The organism is Arthrobacter sp. CAN_A6 (genome assembly GCF_015751715.1).
In the GTDB taxonomy this organism is placed as follows: Bacteria; Actinomycetota; Actinomycetes; order Actinomycetales; family Micrococcaceae; genus Arthrobacter_D.
Genome location: NZ_JADOUV010000001.1, coordinates 611742 through 629514, shown reverse-complemented (window position 1 = coordinate 629514; position 17773 = coordinate 611742). Strand labels below are relative to the sequence as shown.

19 protein-coding genes are annotated in these 17773 nt (G+C 65.7%); 6 read left to right on the top strand and 13 right to left on the bottom strand.

Annotated elements, in window-relative coordinates:
• Positions 1 to 33 precede the first annotated feature (33 nt).
• From IWX75_RS03130 to IWX75_RS03120, 3 genes are read right to left on the bottom strand one after another with little or no spacing between them, the layout of a single operon-like run.
• On the bottom strand, positions 34 to 846 hold the full coding sequence (locus IWX75_RS03130; RefSeq protein ID WP_334684064.1) for a cytochrome c biogenesis CcdA family protein: 813 nt from the start codon (positions 844 to 846) through the stop codon (positions 34 to 36).
• Positions 830 to 1429 carry a TlpA family protein disulfide reductase gene (locus IWX75_RS03125; protein WP_196820863.1) on the bottom strand — a complete coding sequence of 200 codons (600 nt, stop codon included), beginning with the start codon at positions 1427 to 1429 and terminating at the stop codon, positions 830 to 832. Before IWX75_RS03125 ends, IWX75_RS03130 begins: the two co-directional genes overlap by 17 nt.
• Before the next feature lie 60 nt (positions 1430 to 1489).
• Positions 1490 to 2170, bottom strand: coding sequence for a histidine phosphatase family protein (locus IWX75_RS03120; protein WP_196820757.1), 681 nt, complete (start codon positions 2168 to 2170; stop codon positions 1490 to 1492).
• Positions 2171 to 2328: 158 nt separating this feature from the next.
• Here IWX75_RS03120 and IWX75_RS03115 point away from each other — a divergent pair, with 158 nt between their 5' ends.
• Complete coding sequence (locus tag IWX75_RS03115; RefSeq protein WP_196820756.1) at positions 2329 to 2880, top strand: YceI family protein; 552 nt, start codon at positions 2329 to 2331, stop codon at positions 2878 to 2880.
• A 209-nt stretch (positions 2881 to 3089) separates the two neighbouring features.
• Positions 3090 to 3830, top strand: coding sequence for a hypothetical protein (locus tag IWX75_RS03110; protein ID WP_196820755.1), 741 nt, complete (start codon positions 3090 to 3092; stop codon positions 3828 to 3830).
• A 14-nt stretch (positions 3831 to 3844) separates the two neighbouring features.
• On the opposite strand, the gene IWX75_RS03105 is transcribed toward IWX75_RS03110, so the two are convergent.
• Both IWX75_RS03105 and IWX75_RS03100 read right to left on the bottom strand, forming a co-directional pair.
• Positions 3845 to 4540 (bottom strand): redox-sensing transcriptional repressor Rex, encoded by a 696-nt coding sequence (locus IWX75_RS03105; RefSeq protein ID WP_334684088.1) that lies wholly within the window; start codon positions 4538 to 4540, stop codon positions 3845 to 3847.
• A gap of 159 nt (positions 4541 to 4699) precedes the next feature.
• The gene (locus tag IWX75_RS03100) at positions 4700 to 4963 is read right to left on the bottom strand and encodes a glutaredoxin family protein (protein ID WP_196820753.1); all 264 of its coding nucleotides are present in this window, start codon (positions 4961 to 4963) and stop codon (positions 4700 to 4702) included.
• 64 nt (positions 4964 to 5027) lie between these two features.
• Between IWX75_RS03100 and IWX75_RS03095 the strand changes: the two genes are divergently transcribed.
• Positions 5028 to 5840, top strand: a complete 813-nt coding sequence (locus tag IWX75_RS03095) for an HAD family hydrolase (RefSeq protein ID WP_196820752.1) — start codon at positions 5028 to 5030, stop codon at positions 5838 to 5840.
• A 195-nt stretch (positions 5841 to 6035) separates the two neighbouring features.
• Here the strand turns inward: IWX75_RS03095 and IWX75_RS03090 are convergent, their stop codons facing one another.
• From IWX75_RS03090 to IWX75_RS03075, 4 genes are all read right to left on the bottom strand, one after another.
• On the bottom strand, positions 6036 to 6134 hold the full coding sequence (locus IWX75_RS03090) for a 30S ribosomal protein bS22 (RefSeq protein WP_003792170.1): 99 nt from the start codon (positions 6132 to 6134) through the stop codon (positions 6036 to 6038).
• 198 nt (positions 6135 to 6332) lie between these two features.
• Complete coding sequence (locus tag IWX75_RS03085) at positions 6333 to 6539, bottom strand: helix-turn-helix domain-containing protein (RefSeq protein ID WP_196820751.1); 207 nt, start codon at positions 6537 to 6539, stop codon at positions 6333 to 6335.
• A 165-nt stretch (positions 6540 to 6704) separates the two neighbouring features.
• The gene (locus IWX75_RS03080; protein WP_196820750.1) at positions 6705 to 7316 is read right to left on the bottom strand and encodes an ArsR/SmtB family transcription factor; all 612 of its coding nucleotides are present in this window, start codon (positions 7314 to 7316) and stop codon (positions 6705 to 6707) included.
• Between the two features lie 68 nt (positions 7317 to 7384).
• Entirely contained in the window at positions 7385 to 8587 is a 1203-nt protein-coding gene (locus IWX75_RS03075) for an acetoin utilization protein AcuC (RefSeq protein ID WP_334684063.1), read from the bottom strand.
• Positions 8588 to 8714: 127 nt separating this feature from the next.
• Between IWX75_RS03075 and IWX75_RS03070 the strand changes: the two genes are divergently transcribed.
• Genes IWX75_RS03070 through IWX75_RS03060 form a run of 3 tightly spaced genes read left to right on the top strand, consistent with a single transcriptional unit; the run spans position 8715 to position 12005 of the window.
• The gene (locus IWX75_RS03070; protein WP_196820749.1) at positions 8715 to 10127 is read left to right on the top strand and encodes a TrkH family potassium uptake protein; all 1413 of its coding nucleotides are present in this window, start codon (positions 8715 to 8717) and stop codon (positions 10125 to 10127) included.
• On the top strand, positions 10120 to 10788 hold the full coding sequence (locus IWX75_RS03065) for a potassium channel family protein (RefSeq protein WP_026532943.1): 669 nt from the start codon (positions 10120 to 10122) through the stop codon (positions 10786 to 10788). Before IWX75_RS03070 ends, IWX75_RS03065 begins: the two co-directional genes overlap by 8 nt.
• A gap of 44 nt (positions 10789 to 10832) precedes the next feature.
• Positions 10833 to 12005: a glycosyltransferase 87 family protein gene (locus tag IWX75_RS03060; protein WP_196820748.1), complete on the top strand. Its 1173-nt coding sequence runs from the start codon at positions 10833 to 10835 to the stop codon at positions 12003 to 12005.
• Here the strand turns inward: IWX75_RS03060 and proC are convergent.
• The 4 genes from proC to topA form a co-directional block, all read right to left on the bottom strand.
• Positions 11965 to 12828 (bottom strand): pyrroline-5-carboxylate reductase, encoded by an 864-nt coding sequence (proC, locus tag IWX75_RS03055; protein ID WP_196820747.1) that lies wholly within the window; start codon positions 12826 to 12828, stop codon positions 11965 to 11967. The two genes, IWX75_RS03060 and proC, sit on opposite strands and share 41 nt — an antisense overlap.
• A gap of 231 nt (positions 12829 to 13059) precedes the next feature.
• Positions 13060 to 13857, bottom strand: a complete 798-nt coding sequence (locus IWX75_RS03050; protein ID WP_196820746.1) for a sugar phosphate isomerase/epimerase family protein — start codon at positions 13855 to 13857, stop codon at positions 13060 to 13062.
• 1 nt (position 13858) lies between these two features.
• Complete coding sequence (locus IWX75_RS03045; protein ID WP_196820745.1) at positions 13859 to 14872, bottom strand: Ppx/GppA phosphatase family protein; 1014 nt, start codon at positions 14870 to 14872, stop codon at positions 13859 to 13861.
• A 61-nt stretch (positions 14873 to 14933) separates the two neighbouring features.
• Positions 14934 to 17681, bottom strand: a complete 2748-nt coding sequence (gene topA, locus IWX75_RS03040; RefSeq protein WP_196820744.1) for a type I DNA topoisomerase — start codon at positions 17679 to 17681, stop codon at positions 14934 to 14936.
• Positions 17682 to 17773: the final 92 nt, after the last annotated feature.

The following is a 17773-nucleotide window of genomic DNA, read 5'->3' as shown; positions in this document are numbered from 1 at the left end:
TACTGGCTGGATCCCTGCGTGGAGCGCGGTGCACTAGATGGGCAGCACCACGCTGTTGACGAGGACATCCTGGAGCTCGGTGATCCACAGGTTCCACACCCCGGTGACCATGAGCAGCCCCACTGCGATGAGCATTCCCCCACCCGAGCGCTGCAACACGAGACGGTGCTTCCGGAAGAAATTGACCGCTCCCATGCCCCGGCGGACCCCGAGTGCGATGAGGAGGAACGGAAGGCCGAGGCCGAGGCAATAGACGAACGTCAGCACCGCGCCCTTGAGTGCGCTGGCATCGTCGCCGGAGATGGCGAGCAGCTGCACGGCTCCCAGGGTGGGACCGATGCACGGAGCCCAGCCGAGCCCGAACGTGACGCCGAGGAGCGGCGCGCCGATCAGTCCAGTGGGCACGCGCGCGTGAATGCGGCTTTCCCGCTGGAACCAGGAGAAACCGCCGATGAACACGACGCCGAGCAGGATGACCACTCCGCCGAAAATTTGGATCAGCCAGTCCTGGGAGAGCCGAAGCCAGGAACCGAGCGCACCGAACAATGCACCGTAGGCCATGAAGACCGCAGAGAAACCGAGGACGAAGAGGCCGATGCCCGCGAACATGCGCCCCCGCCGCTGCCGCTCGAGATCCACTCCGGTGAGGCCCGTGACATAGCCGAGGTACCCGGGGACGAGCGGCAGGACGCAGGGAGAGGCAAAGGAGACGAACCCGGCCAGCAGTGCCACTGGCAGGGCCAGGAGCATCGATCCGTTGAGGACGGCATCGGCGAAGGGATTGTCAGCTGAGAGCAAGGGAAGGGAGAGTGCGGGCGCTTCGCCGGCGCTACTCTGCGAGAGCATCTTGAATCAGGGCCTTGAGGGTGCTTCGCTCTGCCAGGCCCAGAATCCTTGCCGAGATCCGGCCCTCCTTGTCGAAAACCAGGGTTGTCGGCACGGCTTGCGGCGGTACATAGCTTGTCATGGCGAGGAGGACGCCGCCGTCCTGGTCATCGAAGCTCGGATAGGGGATGTCGAAGCTGCGCTCGAACGCTTCGGCCGTGGCCCGTTCGTCGCGGATGTTGACGCCGAAGAACTGCGCCCCCTGCGGCTCGAACTCATCGTGCAATGCAACGAGGTCCGGGGCCTCCTTGCGGCATGGCGCACATGCGGCGTACCAGAAGTTGAGGACGGTGACGCTGCCCGCCCACTCGGCGCTCGACACTTGGGTTCCGTCGAAGAGCTTCCCCGTCAGGTCGACAGGTTCACCGCGCTCGCCGGCCGCATATTCCGTGACCGAACCGTCGCCCGCAATGTAGTTCTTGTTGTCCCCGGCTGCGGCCTGCTGCGCCAGCGGGTCCTCGGCAGCGCAGGACGCAAGGGCCACTGAAGCAGGAAGGCCTACGGCAAGTGCGGCTCCGAACTTCAGGAGGGAGCGGCGGGCCATGGCGGGATTCGGTGTGTTCACGGCTTCTTTCACAGATTTCTACAACGTGTAGTAATTCTATTACGCTCCCGGGACATTCGCCGCACCGGGCAGGAGATCAGCGCACGGCTCCGTATAACGGACTCTCGTGAGGGTGTCATCCGAGAAGTCCAGCGACGTGACGGAGGTCAGCGTGCACTCCCGCTGCCGGGGGTCGTGCCACAGCCTGCGCCGCTCCGCTGCCAGTCGCGTGACCCAGATGGGCAACTGATGACCGACGAGGACCGCCTCCGCCGGCCGTTCGGGGTCGGTATTGCCGGATGCAAGGGTGATCGCGGCAGCGCGGGCGTGGTGCACCGCTTCCATGACCCGGGCAACCTGCGCCGCATAGGGTTCACCCCAGGACGGCCTCATGGGGTTGACCAGCAGCGGCCAGTAGCGGGGCTGCCTCAATCTGCTCTTGACGCCGGACATGCCCTCGAAACGGTTCTCGGCCTCGATGATCCGCTCCTCCGTGTGGACGTCGAGGTTCAGGGCCGCCGCCAAGGGCTGGGCAGTTTCCTGCGCCCGCGTCAGCGGCGAGGCGGCGAGATACACCAGGTTGGCGCCGTCGTTCCTTCGCTCCCCGAAATAGTTCGCCACCTGTTCGGCCATCTGCTGGCCCAGCTCGGACAGGTGGAACTCCGGCAGCCTTCCGTAGAGGACGCCGTCGGGATTATGGACCTCACCATGGCGCACCAGGTGGACGGTTGCTAGGGGCATGGTCCCAGTTTCCCAGAGTTCCTGCCGGGCGCTAAATTGCCCCCTGCCGACTGTCTGCCAAAATTGTTGAAGATTTAACTGACGGATGGAATAAAAGATGCAAATGCATGCTTATATGGATGTAACGACTTCCCCACACCATCACAAGGAGATCCACCATGAGCATTCCTTCAGGACTCACCGCCGGCACCTGGGCCTTCGACCCCTCGCACAGCGAAATCGGCTTCAGCGTCCGCCACGCGGGCATCAGCAAGGTCCGCGGCAGCTTCACGGATACCGATGCGGCACTGCAGGTAGGCCCCAGCCTCGAGGACTCCAAGGTCACGGCGACCATCAAGACGGCGTCGTTCTCCTCCGGTGACGAGAACCGCGACGGCCACGTGCGGGGTGCCGACTTCTTCGACGTCGAGCAGTTTCCCGAGATGACGTTCGTCTCCACCTCCGTGACCGGAGCCGGTGAAACCTACGAGATCCAGGGCGATCTCACCATCCGTGGCATCACGAAGCCCGTGGTGCTGGACACCGAGTTCAACGGTGTCGCCGTTGATCCGTTCGGTGCTACCCGCGCCGGTATTTCAGGCTCCACGACCATCTCCCGCAAGGAGTTCGGCCTGACCTGGAACGCAGCCCTCGAAGCCGGAGGGGTGCTCGTCGGCGACAAGGTCACCATTACCGTCGACGCCGCGTTCGTAGCTCCCGTCGCCGCATAGCAACTGCTTACGCCCCGACCCGGGGCCGGGGTGGCAGAACCCCCGGGACTGCAGCCGCCGTCGCGCCCCACGCGGGTACGACGGCGGCTGCCGCCGTTAACGCATACCCGCGCCAAAAGGTGCAGGATAGGGAACAGGGATCCGCTTCCGGTGCAGGTGCCTGGTGCGGACCTCGCAGACAGACGTCCAGCACGAGGAAGGAAGCCTCCATGAGTACGCCGGCGAACACCCCAGGCAGCGACCCCCAGGATCCGAAGCGTCCGCAGTACGGCGAGAACACGCCGCAGCCGCCGCAGTACGGGCAGAACACGCCGCAGTACGGGCAGAACACGCCGCAGCCGCCGCAGTACGGGCAGAACACGCCGCAGCCGCCGCAGTACGGGCAGAACACGCCGCAGCCGCCGCAGTACGGGCAACAGGGACCGTATGGCCAGAACACCCCGCAGGCACCTCAGTACGGGCAACAGGAACCGTACGGCCAGCCCGGCTACTCCTACCCTGGCGGGCAAACCGGCATGCCGGTCCAGGCGAACGGACCGGCTCCCCAGAAGGTCAATACCGCTTACTGGCTTATCATCGCGGCGGGGGTCGTCAACCTGCTCGCCGCCGTCTTCATGTCCCTGAACCCGCTGGGTTCGATCACGCCGGATCAGCTCGCCGACCTCGAGGCATCCGGCCTGGATCCCGCTTCGCTCACCAGCCTGATTTCCACCATCGTCATTGTGGTCGCGCTCATCTCGCTGGCCCTGTATGTCCTGATCGCCGTGATGATCCGCCGCGGGAAGAACTGGGCCCGCATCACCGGCACCGTCTTCGCCGCCCTGTCGATCTTCGGCATCGGGTCGGGAATCCTTGCTGCCATCTCGGTGCTGCTCGGCATCGCCGGTATCGTGCTGTGCTACCTGAAGCCGTCGAACGAATACTTCGCGAAGCGCCCGCTGGGGTACTAGAGGGCGGAACGGGACTACGGCGCGGAGCGTGCGTCGGACACCGGGGGAAGTTCCGGTTCCTGCGCACGCTGTGCGTGGTAGGCAAGAATCTGCAGCTCGGTGGACATATCGACCTTGCGCAACTGCACGTGGGCAGGCACCGAAAGCACTACCGGAGCAAAGCTGAGAATGCTGGTGATCCCCGATTCCACGAGGCGGTCGCATAACTCCTGAGCCACGGCGGCGGGCACCGAGAGCACCGCCATGTTGGTACGGGTGCGCTCAAGCACCACCTCAAGATCCTCTACGGCACTCACCCGCAGCCAGCCCACTTCGGTCCCCACCACCAGTTGGTCGGCATCGAAGAGCGCCACGATCTCGAAACCCCGCGAGACGAAGCCCGAGTATCCTGCGAGTGCCCGGCCCAGGTTACCCGCCCCGATGATCGCGACGCGCCAATCCAGCGTCAGACCGAGCGCCGTCGCGATCTGCCGGTTGAGGTACTGAACCTCGTAGCCCACGCCCCTTGTGCCGTACGAGCCGAGGTAGGAGAGGTCCTTGCGCACCATCGGAGAATTGACTCCCGCGGCGTCGGCCAGTTCCTCGGAGGAAACCCGCTCGACACCCTCGGCCAGCAGCGAGTTCAGTGCGCGCAGATAAATGGTCAGCCGCGTGAGAGACGCTGGGGGAATCTCGCGTCCGCCATCGCCTACCGGGTGAAGCCCCTGCATGTTCGACGTCGTCACTTGTGTCTGCTCCATTGCGTCGCCTGGTATTGCCGGGAGTGGCACCCCCATCCGCGTGCCTGGCGATCCGCGGACGTACCACCACTTTATGCCGCTGCTACAGACCCACCAAGCCGGGCCCGCCGGCCTCCGCCGAAAGCGCGCTCAGCCCCCGAGAAGCTTACGGAGCCGTGCCTCGTCAATGACCCAGAAGTCCCGCTGCACGCCGTTGATCAACAGCACCGGCAGCTCTTCGGCGAACCGTTCCAGGAGATCGGGGGCGCCGACCACCGACTGCTCAGCCCAGCCGACCCCAAGGCTCGCCGTGACGCGCTCCACCACGTCCCGCGCCTCCTGGCACAAGTGGCAATCCGGCCGCGTGAGCAGCACGACGTCCTTGGATTCGCTCTCCGGGGGCAATGCGTCCATGGAACCCAAACTACTCCCCTGCCGGTGGCACGGCGCCCGCTTGGCCAGGACTTAGACTCGAGCTATGCCGGCAGCCACCTGGGGCACGACGCCCGCCTCGACGCGGCAGGCCCGTGCGCCCGGCGAGGCGGCCTTCTTCGACGTCGACAATACCCTGATGCGCGGCGCCAGCCTGTTCCACGTTGCGCGGAAAATGTACCAGCGCAAGGCCTTCACCCTGCGGTTCGCCGCCGGGCTCGCGTGGAAGCAGCTCCGCTTCATCATGCGCGGGGAAACCATGACCGACGTCAACTCCGTGCGGGATGCAGCGCTTGCCTTCGCCATCGGCATTGCGCATGCCGACATCCTTGCCCTCGGCGAGGAGGTCTACGACGAGATGATCGCGTCGAAGATCTGGCCCGGGGCGCGAGCGCTCGCCGAGCAGCATCTGAGCTCCGGCCGCCAGGTCTGGCTCGTCACCGGCACACCCGTGGAGGTGGCCAGTGTCATTTCGAGCCGCCTCGGCCTGACAGGAGCACTTGGTACCGTCGGGGAGGTTGCCGAAGGGCTGTACACGGGGAATCTCGTGGGTGACTTCCTGCACGGACCCGCGAAGGCGGCTGCGGTCGTCGACCTCGCAGCGAAGGAGAACCTGGATCTTGCGAAGTGCTGGGGCTACAGCGATTCGTTCAACGACATCCCCCTGCTCACCGTAGTGGGCCATCCCGTGGCCATCAACCCCGACACCAGGCTGCGCCGTCACGCACGCGCCAACAACTGGCCGGTCTATGACTTCCGCAGCGGACGCCGTGCGGCGACGCTGGGCCTCCGGGCCGCGACAGGCGCGGGTGCCGTCTACGGCCTCTGGCGCAGCTTTTCCCGGTTCCGCGCCCGCTGAGGGCTATTTCCCGGGTCCGGGCGGCTCCCGGTTCCGCGCCCGCTGACGGCCGGTTCCGCGCCCGGCGTCGGAGCGCCTGCTGGCACCTCAACGACATCCGGCCCGCCGCATCATCATTAGATGAAACGGCGGACCGGGGAAGACCGAGAGCGTCCACGCGAGCGAGGCACTGCTGCCGATGAGGGCCGCGCAGCCCTACTTCTTGTTACGGCGCTGGTGGCGGGTCTTGCGAAGCAGTTTGCGGTGCTTCTTCTTTGCCATCCTCTTGCGGCGCTTCTTGATTACTGAACCCATAGAGTCCTCACAAACTTTTGTTGGTTTTCAGGGACCGTAGCGGATCGGGGACCGATCCACGGCCGCCTGATGCTGACATTGGAAAAAATGAGCGGCAGTTGAAAGCCGCCCAAAACGCTCCTTAACAGGGTACAGCCAAATGCTGTGGACCTTGACCGGGCGCTGTGCACGGTCGCTGGAGCGGAGCCGGGCCGTGCCCTAAGCGGTCTGCCCGTCCACCCGGGCGGACTCGAGGTACTCCTGGACCGCGGACTCCGGCACCCGGTAGGACCTGCCGAACTGGACGGCGGGCAGCGCGCCAGCATGAACGAGCCTGTATACCGTCATCTTCGACACCCGCATCAGTTCGGCTACTTCGGCCACCGTCAGATACAACACATCCGAGAAGTTCGTCCCGTCTGCCATCCACCAATCCTTTTGCTCTAGGGCCGGCCCTTGAATCGGCACCATCAGGGATGCCACGGCTGCTATACGGGACAACGCGTTACGGAAGTGAATTGTTCCGTCAAGGCCGTATGGTAGCTGGAGATGCAGCTGAGAGGAAGCCCCCTGAGCAAAAATAACTGGGAGTCAGCGCTCCTGGTCGCGCCTGCGCCGCAGCTGCGACAGAAGGTCCGCGGCGCGCTCCGCTGCCCGTCCGACGGTCCTGCCGAGGTGCTGCTGGCGCGTCCCCTCGGGCGGACCTCCCGACGCGGTGTCCGTGCCGGATCCTGCGGGCGGCCCCGGAGCCGCCGCATGGGCGGGGTCGGCGTCCGATTCAGGGACGGCCAGCGCCGCTGCGGCGAGGATCTCCGACCGAGCGCCCCCTGTCTCCTCGCGCTCGAGCACCCCGCCGATGAGGAGGGCCTCGGCAGGCAGACTCGTGCCCGACCTACCGCCTTCCTTCGGGGCTGCCGCGAAGTGGTTGGCGAGCCGCGGGTCATTCCGAGCGAAGGAATCGAGCCATTCGACGATGCGGTGCAGTGGAGCTGTCTCCAGTGCGTAGTACCGTTTCTGTCCCTGCGCCCTCATCGACACCAGTCCCGCTTCCCGCAGCACCTTCAGATGCTTGGAAATCGTAGGCTGACTCACGTCCAATTCCTCGACCAGTTGGCCCACCGATTTGTCCCCTGCCCGGAGCCGGGCAAGGATCTCCCGCCGCGTGCCCTCGGCGATGACGGCAAACACATCGTCCATAATCATCTGCCTACCCTAGCGATATATGCGCCTGTGGGCATCTTCGAAGGCAGTATCCTGCCGAGTAATGCAACCTAGTCGAACCAGGGGTCGAGGCCGTGAAGGGGAAACACGGCCTTGCGCGTGGCCATCACGGTGCGGTCCAGCTCGTCGTTGGGGTCATAGCCTACTTCCCAGGATCGCCACCACAGCTCGGCGCCGTCGCCCATCAGTAGCGGAGCCTCTGATCCGAACCGTTCGTGCACATGGTCGCGCCAAGCTTGAGGAACCGGACTTCTCGGGTTCAACGGCGCTCCCGCCGCCACTGCTATCAGCAACGCCCAGGATCGCGGAACCACGCTCGTCAGGTTGTACCCGCCGCCACCTGTGGAGATCCACCGGCCGTCGCAGAACTGCGCGGCGAGGTCGCGCACGGCGAGCATCATGGCGTGCTGGGCGTCTACGCTCAACCGCAGGTTGGTCAGCGGATCGCTGGTGTGGGAATCACACCCGTGCTGGCTGACGATGACTTCCGGTGAGAACACCCCCGCGAGTTGCGGAACGACGGCGTGGAACGCGCGCAGCACCGCGGAATCACCGGCGACAGTGGGCAGCGCGACATTGACGGCATATCCCTCAGCCTGCGCGCCACCGGTCTCATTGGCGAAACCGGTGCCCGGGAAAAGGCTCATTCCTGTCTCGTGGAGGGAGATCGTCAGAACCCTCGGGTCGTTCCAGAAAATGCTTTCCGTTCCGTCTCCATGGTGCGCGTCGACGTCGATGTAGAGCACTCGCTGCACCCCACGGTCAAGTAGCCGCTGAATGGCTGCAGCGGCATCGTTGTAGATGCAGAACCCGCTCGCCTTCGACCGCGCCGCGTGATGCATCCCGCCTCCGAAATTCACTGCGTGAACGGCTTTTCCCGAGACGATCGCGTCGGCGGCCCGGAGGGAACCGCCCACCAGCCTCGCACTCGCCTCGTGCATGCCGAGGAAGCCGGGGTTGTCGTCGGTACAGAGCCCCCACTCCGGCCGCGAGTCGCTGGGATTCGAACTCACATCGCGGACAGCGGAGATGTATTCAGCACTGTGAACTGCCGCCAGTTCGCTGTCCTCAGCAACGAAGGGCTGCTCCACTGTCACGGCCGGCAGCTTCAGCAGACCGGCGTCCTGGGCGAGCAGGGCGGTCAGCGCAAGCCGCTCGGGATTCATCGGATGGTGCCCACCGAAGTTGTAGGCAAGCATCGATTCATCCCAGACGACCTGTGTCGGAAGCGCGGGTGCGGAGTGGTTAGACATCAAGGACAGGGTACGCGATTCAGGAAATTCCTGACCACGAAGCCACTGCGGAAGTGATTTACTACTCGGAGGACCTTTTCGACGCCGCCTCCGCGGCGCAGACAGCAACGGGGCAGAGCGGGCGTCAATGGTAAGTCAACAGCCGCGGTGGCTGAGCGGCGATCAGAGCGGGTACTTCCGGCTCCTCGGCAAGATCCGCGATTTCCTCGACTCCTTCGCCAACTCATCACCCGCCCGGCTCGCCCTGTTCATCTTCTCCGCCGTCATCCTGGTCTTCACGGCACTCCTCAGCCTTCCTGCAGCCACAGCGGACCGCACAGCCACGCCCCTGCATGACGCCATGTTCACCGCTGTCTCGGCGGTCTGTGTGACCGGGCTGACCGTGGTCTCCACCGCCACGCACTGGTCGTTCTTCGGCCAGCTGGTGATCCTTCTCGGTATCTTTGTGGGAGGCCTCGGCACCCTGACCCTTGCCTCGCTGCTGGCGCTGATCGTCAGCAAGCGTCTCGGCGTCCGCGGCAAGCTGCTCGCCCAGGCGTCCATGAACAATGCGAGCCGACTCGGCGAGGTCGGTACTCTGCTGCGGATCGTCATCACCACTTCGATCGCCATCGAGATCGTGCTGGCCGTGGTGATGATTCCCCGCTTCATGGTGCTGGGCGAACCGTTCTGGCAGGCTGTCTGGCACGGTATCTTCTACTCCATTTCAGCCTTCAACAATGCCGGGTTCACTCCCCACTCGGACGGCCTGGTGCCCTACGAGACGGACCTGTGGATCCTGGTTCCGCTGATGGTCGGCGTTTTCCTCGGCAGCCTCGGCTTTCCGGTCATCATGGTGCTTCTCCAGCTCAAGTGGCGCTACCGGAAGTGGACCCTGCACACCAAGCTCACGATTGCCGTGTCACTGATCCTCCTCGTGGTGGGAACCATCGCGTGGGCGGCCCTTGAGTGGGCGAATACGCGGACCATCGGCAACCTCAGCGCATCCGACAAGATCATCCACGCCATCTTCGCCTCAGTCATGACCCGGTCCGGAGGCTTCAACCTCGTGGATCAGGGCGCCATGGATTCCACCACCATGCTGCTCACTGATGCCCTCATGTTCGCGGGCGGTGGGTCGGCGTCGACAGCGGGCGGCATCAAGGTGACCACCATCGCCGTCATGTTCCTCGCGATCGTTGCCGAAGCGCGTGGTGATTCCGACGTCCGAGCGTGGGGCCGGACCATTCCCCCGGGCGCCATGCGCGTTGCCATCTCGGTGATCTTCATGGGTGCAACGCTGGTCCTTGTGGCGACCGGACTGATCCTCGCGATCTCCGGCGAGGAACTCAACCGGGTTCTCTTCGAGGTGATCTCCGCCTTCGCCACGTGTGGGCTCAGCACCAACCTCAGTGCCGAACTCCCGCCGTCGGGCAAGTACGTCCTGTCAGCCCTCATGTTCGCGGGACGCATGGGAACCATCACCCTGGCCTCCGCCCTCGCTCTTCGCCAGCGCAGCACGCTGTACCACTACCCGGAAGAGAGGCCAATCATTGGCTGAAAGACCAGCACATAACGCACCGGTCCTGGTGATCGGCCTGGGGCGTTTCGGCGCTGCCACGGCCGAGCAGCTCGTGAAACAGGGCCGCGAGGTGCTGGCGATCGAGCGGGATCCGCAACTGGTGCAGAAGTTCTCGGGCATCCTGACCCATGTGGTCGAAGCCGATGCGACCAACCTCGATGCCCTCCGCCAGCTCGGGGCCCAGGAGTTCTCCGCCGCCGTCGTCGGTGTGGGAACCTCGATCGAATCGAGCGTCCTGATCACCGCGAACCTCGTGGACCTCGGGATTGATCACTTGTGGGTCAAGGCGATCACGCCCTCCCACGGAAAGATCCTGAAGCGCATCGGCGCCAACCATGTGATCTACCCCGAGGCCGACGCCGGCCAGCGTGCCGCGCACCTGGTGGGTGGCCGGATGCTCGATTTCATTGAGTTCGACGACGGTTTCGCCATCGTGAAGATGTATCCGCCGAAGGAAACCCAGGGCTTCACGCTCGCCGAGTCCAGTGTCCGGTCGAAGTACGGCGTCACGGTGGTGGGAGTGAAATCCCCCGGGGAGGACTTCACCTATGCCAGGGCGGACACGAAGGTCTCGAGCCGCGACATGCTGATCGTCTCGGGACACGTGGACCTCCTCGAACGCTTCGCGGGCCGTCCCTGACCTCCACCCCAGCACGCGCGCTAGCCCTCCTTGCGGGATCGGGAGTGGCACTCGCCCTCGTGATTCTCTCAGCGCAGATCCACGGCCTCGACCTCCTGGTCTACCGGCAGGGCGCCCTCGCCCTGCTCGGGATGGCCGGAGACCAGCAGCTCTATGACGCATCCCTAATCGAGACGGACACCCGCAGCCTTCCCTTCACCTACCCGCCCTTCGCCGCACTGGTCTTCATACCCCTTGCCCTGCTCCCGGCACCCGGTGCACTGGTGCTGGTGACCGCCGTCTCCCTGGCCTGCCTGCTGGTCGTGGCACGGTGGGTCCGCCGCTACCTGGCAGACCGGCAGGCGCTCCCACTATGGGCCGGCACCCGGTGGGGCAAGGTCGCGGCGCTGGTCCTCCTGGTGCTCCTCATCGGGGTCAGCGGCCCGTGGCGGGAGGGGCTCGGCTTCGGCCAGATCAACCCCCTGATCCTCGTGCTGATCGTCGCGGACCTCCTTCGGCCACCCGGCCGCGTGCCGCGCGGGTTCCTGATCGGCATCGCGGCCGGCATCAAACTGACGCCGCTCGCCTTCGGCCTGATCTTCCTCGTACGCAGGGACTGGCGTGCCGTCCTCACCATGGGTACGGGCTTCCTCACCACCGTGGGGATCGGTTGGCTCGCGGTTCCCGGGGAGTCGGCCCGGTTCTGGTTCGGCGCCATCGGCGATCCGGCGCGCGTCGGTGACACCACTGACCTCTACAACGTGTCCCTGAACTCCTTCCTCGCCCACCTCGGGGCGAGCGGGGGCCCGCAGCGCTCCCTTTGGGTCCTTGGGAGCCTCGCGGTGATCGCGCTCGGCTACGCAGCGATCCGTCGCGCGGAGGACGACGGCGACCTCGTTCGCGCCATCAGCGCCAACGCCGTCGTCATGCTCGCCATCTCCCCGATCTCATGGTTCCACCACTGGGTATGGATCGCGTTCCTCATCCCGGCCGCCCTCGTCCATGCGAAAGGTAGCCCGCGGGGGCGGCGAGCCGCGGAACTCGGCGTCACGACACTGTTTCTGCCGGTGATGATGTTCTCGTCGATCACCGTGACGCTCATCCTCACGGGGCGCGTGTCCGGTGAAGGTCCGCTTCCCCTCGAACTCTTCACGAGCCTCGGCGTCCTGCTGCCCCTTGCCCTGCTGGTGCTGTGGCTCAGGCCCCGCTCTGGTCCGCCTGACGGAGCTCGACCGTGATCTCCGCGGCCCGCTCCGTGGCGGCACGCGCGCCCGCCGCAATGAGATCCATCAGCCCGAGTGCTTCGAAGGTTTCCAGGGCACTCTGGGTAGTTCCGTTGGGGCTCGTCACCGCGCGCCGGAGCGCGGTGGCGTCGGCCCCCTCCTCCGCGAGCATGAAGCCCGCTCCGGCCACGGTCTCCCTGGCCAGCAACCTGGACAGCTCCCCGTCAAGGCCCAGCTGTTCTCCCGCGGCGGCCATCGCCTCGGCGAGGTAGAAAGCGTAGGCGGGCCCTGAGCCGCTGACTGCCGAAACGGCGTCGATCTGCTGCTCCTGGACTTCCACCACGGTTCCCGCAGATGCCAGGAGAGCGCGCGCCCGCTCCATCTCCTCGGGGCCGGCATGGGTTCCGGCCGAGATCGACAACACGCCCTTCCCGAGGCGCGACGGCGTGTTCGGCATGGAACGGATGACCGGCTGCCCGTCATTCAGCACATCCTCGAGCAGGTCGATCGGAACGGCGGCCGCCACGCTGAGCACCAGGGCAGAGGGCTTGAGCGCCGGAGCGACCTCGCGCGCCAGCGCCACCACGCCCACCGGCTTGACACCGATCACGACGACGTCGGCACCGGCCACCGCTGCCGTGTTCGCCTGCGCGTCCTCGGCGGTGGCGAGCACGGTGATCCCATGCCGCTCCCGGAGTTCCGCTGCACGGTCCGCCCGACGCACGGTTGCTGTGACCGAGGATTTTTCCAGGCCGGCGGCGAGCAGCCCGCCGAGGATCGCCTCGTTCATGGAGCCGCAACCAAGGAAAGTAACGGACCGGGCCTCAGAATTCGTCATACGCCCATCCTGCCATGGAGCGTTCACAGCCTTCTCCCAGCGATTATCCTGTTGCGTCACAACCTCGGGTCGTACGGTTTGAAGTACCTCATAAAGGTGCGAGTGATAGGGGCTGGATTTTCCTGATCCGGTCCGGCGCCGGCGGCGACAGGTGATTCCCCCAACACCTGGACACCCGTCGGCGCCATCTCCTTTTAACCGCTTCTCCGGTTACCGCCGCACCGCCGGATTTCAGGAACTCAGGTGTCTCCGGGCGAAGGCGAGGGTGTCGGCGAGCCACTGCTCCCGCTCCCCCGCCCCCCGGGCCTTGCGGGTGCTGACCTCGACTGCCACCACGCCCTTCCACCCTGACTCCGCGAGGAACCCCAATGCCTCGGCACACCGCTGCTGTCCCTGCCCGGGCAGGAGGTGTTCGTCCCGTCCGTTGGGTGTTCCGTCAGTCAGGTGAACATGCGCGAGCCGGCTGCCAAGGCCCCGGATCTCCTCGAAGGAATCCATACCCGCAATGGCGGCATGCGAGAAGTCCCAGGTGACGGCGTCGTACGGCTCCGGCACCGGATTCCAGTGCGGCAGATAGGCCTTGGCCTCCCGGCCCCGGACCTTCCACGGGTACATGTTCTCGACGGCGATTTCCACCCCGTACTCCGCCGACACCCGCTGTATGCCCTCGGCGAATTCCTCGGCGTAACCCGTCTGCCACCGGAACGGCGGGTGCGTGACCACCGTAGCGGCGCCCACCTCCGCCGCCATGGCCGCCGACATCTCGATCTTGGTCCATGCCTTGCCCCACACCTGCTGGGTGAGCAGCAGGGTGGGTGCGTGGATGGCGAGGATGGGTTGCTCGTACCGTTCGCTCAGGACAGTGAGCATCTCCGGGCTCTGGCTGACGTGGTTGTTCGTCACCATGACCTCGACGCCGTCGTACCCGAGGTCCTGCGCCAGTGCGAAGGCATCGTGCACGGCGAGGGGGTAGACGGATGCACTCGACAAGGCGACAGGAATGACCGCTGCGCCGGAATCGGACGCCATCTCAGCCGCCGCCCTTCGGTACGGACCGGATCCGGGAATCGAGCTGCTCATGTCCCACACCGATACCGGGAAGGGGATGCTCGGCCTCGAACATCTTCGAGTCGAAGCGGCGGAGCAGGAGTCCCTCGCGCAGGGCCCACGGGCAGATGTCCATGGACGGCACATCGAAGAGTTCAAGGGCAGCTTCGGCCACCAGTGCGCCGGCCAGGACCTGCGAGGCCCGCATGTCGGACACACCGTCCAGGTTGATACGGTCCCTGGCGGGCATGGCAGCGAGTCTCTTGGTCCACAGCTTCAGGTCCTCCAGGCGGAGCTCACGCCTCACGAAGGGCCCGGCGGCCGAGGGCTCGGCCCCGGCGATGCGCGCCAGCGACCGGAAGGTCTTCGAGCTTCCCGCCACCAGGTCCGGACGCCCGAGTGGCTCGAACTGCTCGACTGCGTCCTTGAGGGTGGACCGGATGTACCTGCGAAGCTCCTTGACGCTCTTCGCCGACGGCGGGTCTTCCGGAAGCCAGTTGCGGGTGAGCCGTCCAGCTCCCAGCGGAACGGACAGCGCAAGCTCGGGGAGCTCATCGGAGCCCATGGCCATCTCGAAGGAACCACCACCGATATCGAGGTTCAGGATGGAACCTGCGCCCCAGCCGTACCAGCGGCGTACCGCCTGGAAGGTGACCGATGCCTCCTGGTCGCCGGACAACTCCTGCAGGTCCACGCCGGTCTCGTCCTGAACCCTTGCCAGCACTGCCGCCCCGTTGCCCGCCTCGCGGATGGCCGAGGTGCAGAACGCGAGGAAGTCCTCGGCGTCGTGCCGGCGCGCGAACTCCCGGGCCTCCCGCACGAAACCCACGAGCTCGTCCTGCCCGTGGTCCGTGATGCTGCCCTCCGCGTCGAGGTGTGCCACGAGCTGCAGGGACCTCTTATGGGAGGCGAAGGGCACCGGCCGCGCCCCGGGGTGGGCATCCACCAGAAGCAGATGCACGGTGTTCGATCCAATGTCCAGCACACCTAGCCGCATGTTTCGGGCACCTTCCAACTGCTCCTTCGATAATCATCTGATCCGGATTCGAACAGTACGCCTACTTGCCAGCGGCTACCTTGCGCTTCGCGGGAGCGCGCCGGGTGGTCTTCTTCGGCGCCGGGCCCTTCGCCCGCTTCTCGGCCAGCATGTCGATGGCCTGCTCCCGCGTCAGTTCCTCGATGGCCATGGAACCGGGCACGGTGATGTTCGTGACGCCGTCCGTGATGTAGGCACCGAACCGCCCGTCCTTCACCACGATAGGCTTTTCGCTCGTCGGATCGTCGCCGAATTCAGCGAGCGGCGGCATGACGGCCCTGCCGCCGCGCTGCTTGGGCTGGGTGTAGATCTCGAGCGCCTGTTCGGGAGTGATGGTGAAGATTTCCTCCTCCGACCCGATCGACCGGGAATCACTGCCCTTCTTGAGGTAGGGCCCGAAGCGGCCGTTCTGCACGGTGATCTCCTTGCCCTCGGCGTCCACGCCGAGCACCCGCGGAAGGTTCATCAGCTTCAGGGCATCCTCGAGGGTGACGGTGTCCACCGTCATCGTCTTGAACAGCGAGCCGGTGCGGGGTTTGACCTTGGCTGGCTTCTTCGGGGGCTTGGGCTTGCCGTTCTTGTAGTACTCGACTGGCTGGTTGGCGAGATCCTCGGCACTGGGTTCGGTGATGAGCTCGATCACGTAGGGGCCGTAGCGCCCCTCGCGGGCCACGATTTCGCGCCCCGTCTCGGGGTCGGTCCCCAGTATCCGTTCCTGGGAGACCGGGGTTTCCATGAGTTCGATCGCCTTCTCGGCGGTGAGCTCATCCGGGGCGAGGTCCTCGGGTACGTTGGCACGCTGCGGCTCAGTACCCTCCGGGGCGTCGTCGGGCAGCGGCTTCTCGAGGTAGGGACCGAACTTGCCCACGCGCAGCGTGATGCCTTCGGCGATCTCGATCGAATTGATGCGCCGCGCGTCGATCTCGCCGAGGTCGTTCACGATGGTGTGGAGTCCGGTCTCCTTGCGGTCGCCGTAATAGAAGGAGTCCAGCCACTCGACGCGCTTGGTCTCGCCACGCGAGATGCGGTCGAGATCCTCCTCGAGTTCGGCGGTGAAGTCGTAGTCGACGTAATTGTGGAAGTGCTCCTCGAGCAGCCGGACCACGGAGAAGGCGATCCAGGTGGGTACCAGGGCCTGCCCGCGTGTGCTCACATAGCCACGATCCATGATGGTGGACATGGTGGCGGCGTAGGTGGAAGGCCGCCCGATCCCCCGCTCCTCGAGCACCTTGACGAGGGATGCCTCGGTGTAGCGCGGCGGCGGCGAGGTCTCGTGGCCGACCGCCTCGACGGAGGTCGCGTCGAGCGAATCACCCTTGGTGACGTTCGGGAGGCGCGAGCCCTGGGCGGCGTCGTCGTCGCTGTCCGCGTTGCGGTCGGCGTCGCGTCCCTCCTCGTAGGCGGCAAGGAAGCCGCGGAAGGTGATGACGGTGCCGGAGGCGGAGAACTCGGCGTCCCGGCCGTCAGCGCTGACGGCGCCGAGCCGCAGTGACGCCGTCGAGCCCTTGGCGTCGGCCATCTGGGATGCGACGGTGCGCTTCCAGATCAGCTCGTACAGGCGGAACTCGTCCCCGCGCAGCGCCTTGGCGACCTGCGCCGGTGTGCGGAAGGAATCCCCCGCGGGCCGGATGGCCTCGTGCGCTTCCTGCGCATTCTTCGACTTGCCCTTGTAGACGCGGCGCGCCTCGGGAACGTACTCGGCGCCGTACAGCTCGGACGCCTGGCGGCGCGCCGCGTTCACCGCCTGATCGGACAGCGCGGGCGAATCGGTACGCATATAGGTGATGTAGCCGTTTTCATACAGGCGCTGTGCCACCTGCATGGTCATCTTCGAGGAGAAGCGGAGCTTGCGTGCCGCCTCCTGCTGGAGGGTCGACGTCGTGAACGGCGCGGCAGGGCGGCGGGTGTACGGCTTGGTGTCGACGGAGCGGATGGCGAAGTTCGCGCTCGCAAGGCCTGTGGCGAGGGACCGGGCGGACTCCTCGTCGAGGCGGACCGTCCCCGCAGCCTTCAGTTCACCGCGGTCCGAGAAGTCCTTGCCCGAGGCGATACGACTTCCGTCGACGGCCACCAGCTTCGCGGGGAACGCCGAGCCCTTCGACTCGTCAACGGGCGTGAACGTGCCGGTCAGGTCCCAGTACGACGCCGTGCGGAACGCCATGCGCTCCCGTTCCCGCTCGACCACGAGCCGCGTGGCCACGGACTGCACACGGCCGGCGGAGAGTCCGCGGGCCACCTTGCGCCAGAGGACGGGGGAGATCTCGTAGCCGTACAACCGGTCGAGAATGCGCCTGGTCTCCTGGGCGTCGACCATGGGCATGTCGACGTCGCGCATTTCCAGCAGGGCGCGCTGGACGGCTTCCTTCGTGATCTCGGGAAAGGTGAGGCGGTGGACCGGCACTTTGGGTTTGAGGACCTGCAGGAGGTGCCACGCGATGGCTTCACCTTCGCGGTCACCGTCAGTTGCGAGGTACAGCTCGTCGGCGTCCTTCAGGGCGGCCTTGAGTTCCGCCACTTTTTTCTTCTTGTCCGACGACACCACGTAGTACGGTTCGAAACCGTTCTCGACGTCGACAGCGAACTTGCCGAGCGAGGTCTTCTTCATCTCGGCGGGAAGGTCGGAGGGCTGCGGCAGATCGCGGATATGCCCCATGGATGCAGCGACCTCGAAGCCCTCGCCGAGGTAGCCCGCAATGGTCTTGATCTTTCCGGGGGACTCTACGATAACGAGCTTCTTGCCGTGCTTCTTATCCGTGGCCTTTGTGGGCACTTCACTCCTAGGTACGGTTTCATTGCACCAGCGCGTCGACGGTTTCCGGACGGACTACCGCTGCTGGGCCCAGTATGCGTTCTGCGTACCTG

What these genes read in the sequence shown, in the direction of transcription:
- IWX75_RS03105 (WP_334684088.1), bottom strand. Translation starts at nt 4,540, where the DNA reads ATGCAGGGGCTTCACCCGGTAGGCGATGGCGGACGCGAGATTCCCCCA.
- IWX75_RS03100 (WP_196820753.1), bottom strand. Translation starts at nt 4,963, where the DNA reads ATGGACGCATTGCCCCCGGAGAGCGAATCCAAGGACGTCGTGCTGCTC.
- IWX75_RS03115 (WP_196820756.1), top strand. Translation starts at nt 2,329, where the DNA reads ATGAGCATTCCTTCAGGACTCACCGCCGGCACCTGGGCCTTCGACCCC.
- IWX75_RS03125 (WP_196820863.1), bottom strand. Translation starts at nt 1,429, where the DNA reads ATGGCCCGCCGCTCCCTCCTGAAGTTCGGAGCCGCACTTGCCGTAGGC.
- proC (WP_196820747.1), bottom strand. Translation starts at nt 12,828, where the DNA reads ATGACGAATTCTGAGGCCCGGTCCGTTACTTTCCTTGGTTGCGGCTCC.
- IWX75_RS03120 (WP_196820757.1), bottom strand. Translation starts at nt 2,170, where the DNA reads ATGCCCCTAGCAACCGTCCACCTGGTGCGCCATGGTGAGGTCCATAAT.
- IWX75_RS03080 (WP_196820750.1), bottom strand. Translation starts at nt 7,316, where the DNA reads ATGATTATGGACGATGTGTTTGCCGTCATCGCCGAGGGCACGCGGCGG.
- IWX75_RS03130 (WP_334684064.1), bottom strand. Translation starts at nt 846, where the DNA reads ATGCTCTCGCAGAGTAGCGCCGGCGAAGCGCCCGCACTCTCCCTTCCC.
- IWX75_RS03050 (WP_196820746.1), bottom strand. Translation starts at nt 13,857, where the DNA reads ATGGCGTCCGATTCCGGCGCAGCGGTCATTCCTGTCGCCTTGTCGAGT.
- IWX75_RS03075 (WP_334684063.1), bottom strand. Translation starts at nt 8,587, where the DNA reads ATGTCTAACCACTCCGCACCCGCGCTTCCGACACAGGTCGTCTGGGAT.
- IWX75_RS03085 (WP_196820751.1), bottom strand. Translation starts at nt 6,539, where the DNA reads ATGGCAGACGGGACGAACTTCTCGGATGTGTTGTATCTGACGGTGGCC.
- IWX75_RS03070 (WP_196820749.1), top strand. Translation starts at nt 8,715, where the DNA reads ATGGTAAGTCAACAGCCGCGGTGGCTGAGCGGCGATCAGAGCGGGTAC.
- IWX75_RS03095 (WP_196820752.1), top strand. Translation starts at nt 5,028, where the DNA reads ATGCCGGCAGCCACCTGGGGCACGACGCCCGCCTCGACGCGGCAGGCC.
- IWX75_RS03110 (WP_196820755.1), top strand. Translation starts at nt 3,090, where the DNA reads ATGAGTACGCCGGCGAACACCCCAGGCAGCGACCCCCAGGATCCGAAG.
- IWX75_RS03045 (WP_196820745.1), bottom strand. Translation starts at nt 14,872, where the DNA reads ATGCGGCTAGGTGTGCTGGACATTGGATCGAACACCGTGCATCTGCTT.
- IWX75_RS03090 (WP_003792170.1), bottom strand. Translation starts at nt 6,134, where the DNA reads ATGGGTTCAGTAATCAAGAAGCGCCGCAAGAGGATGGCAAAGAAGAAG.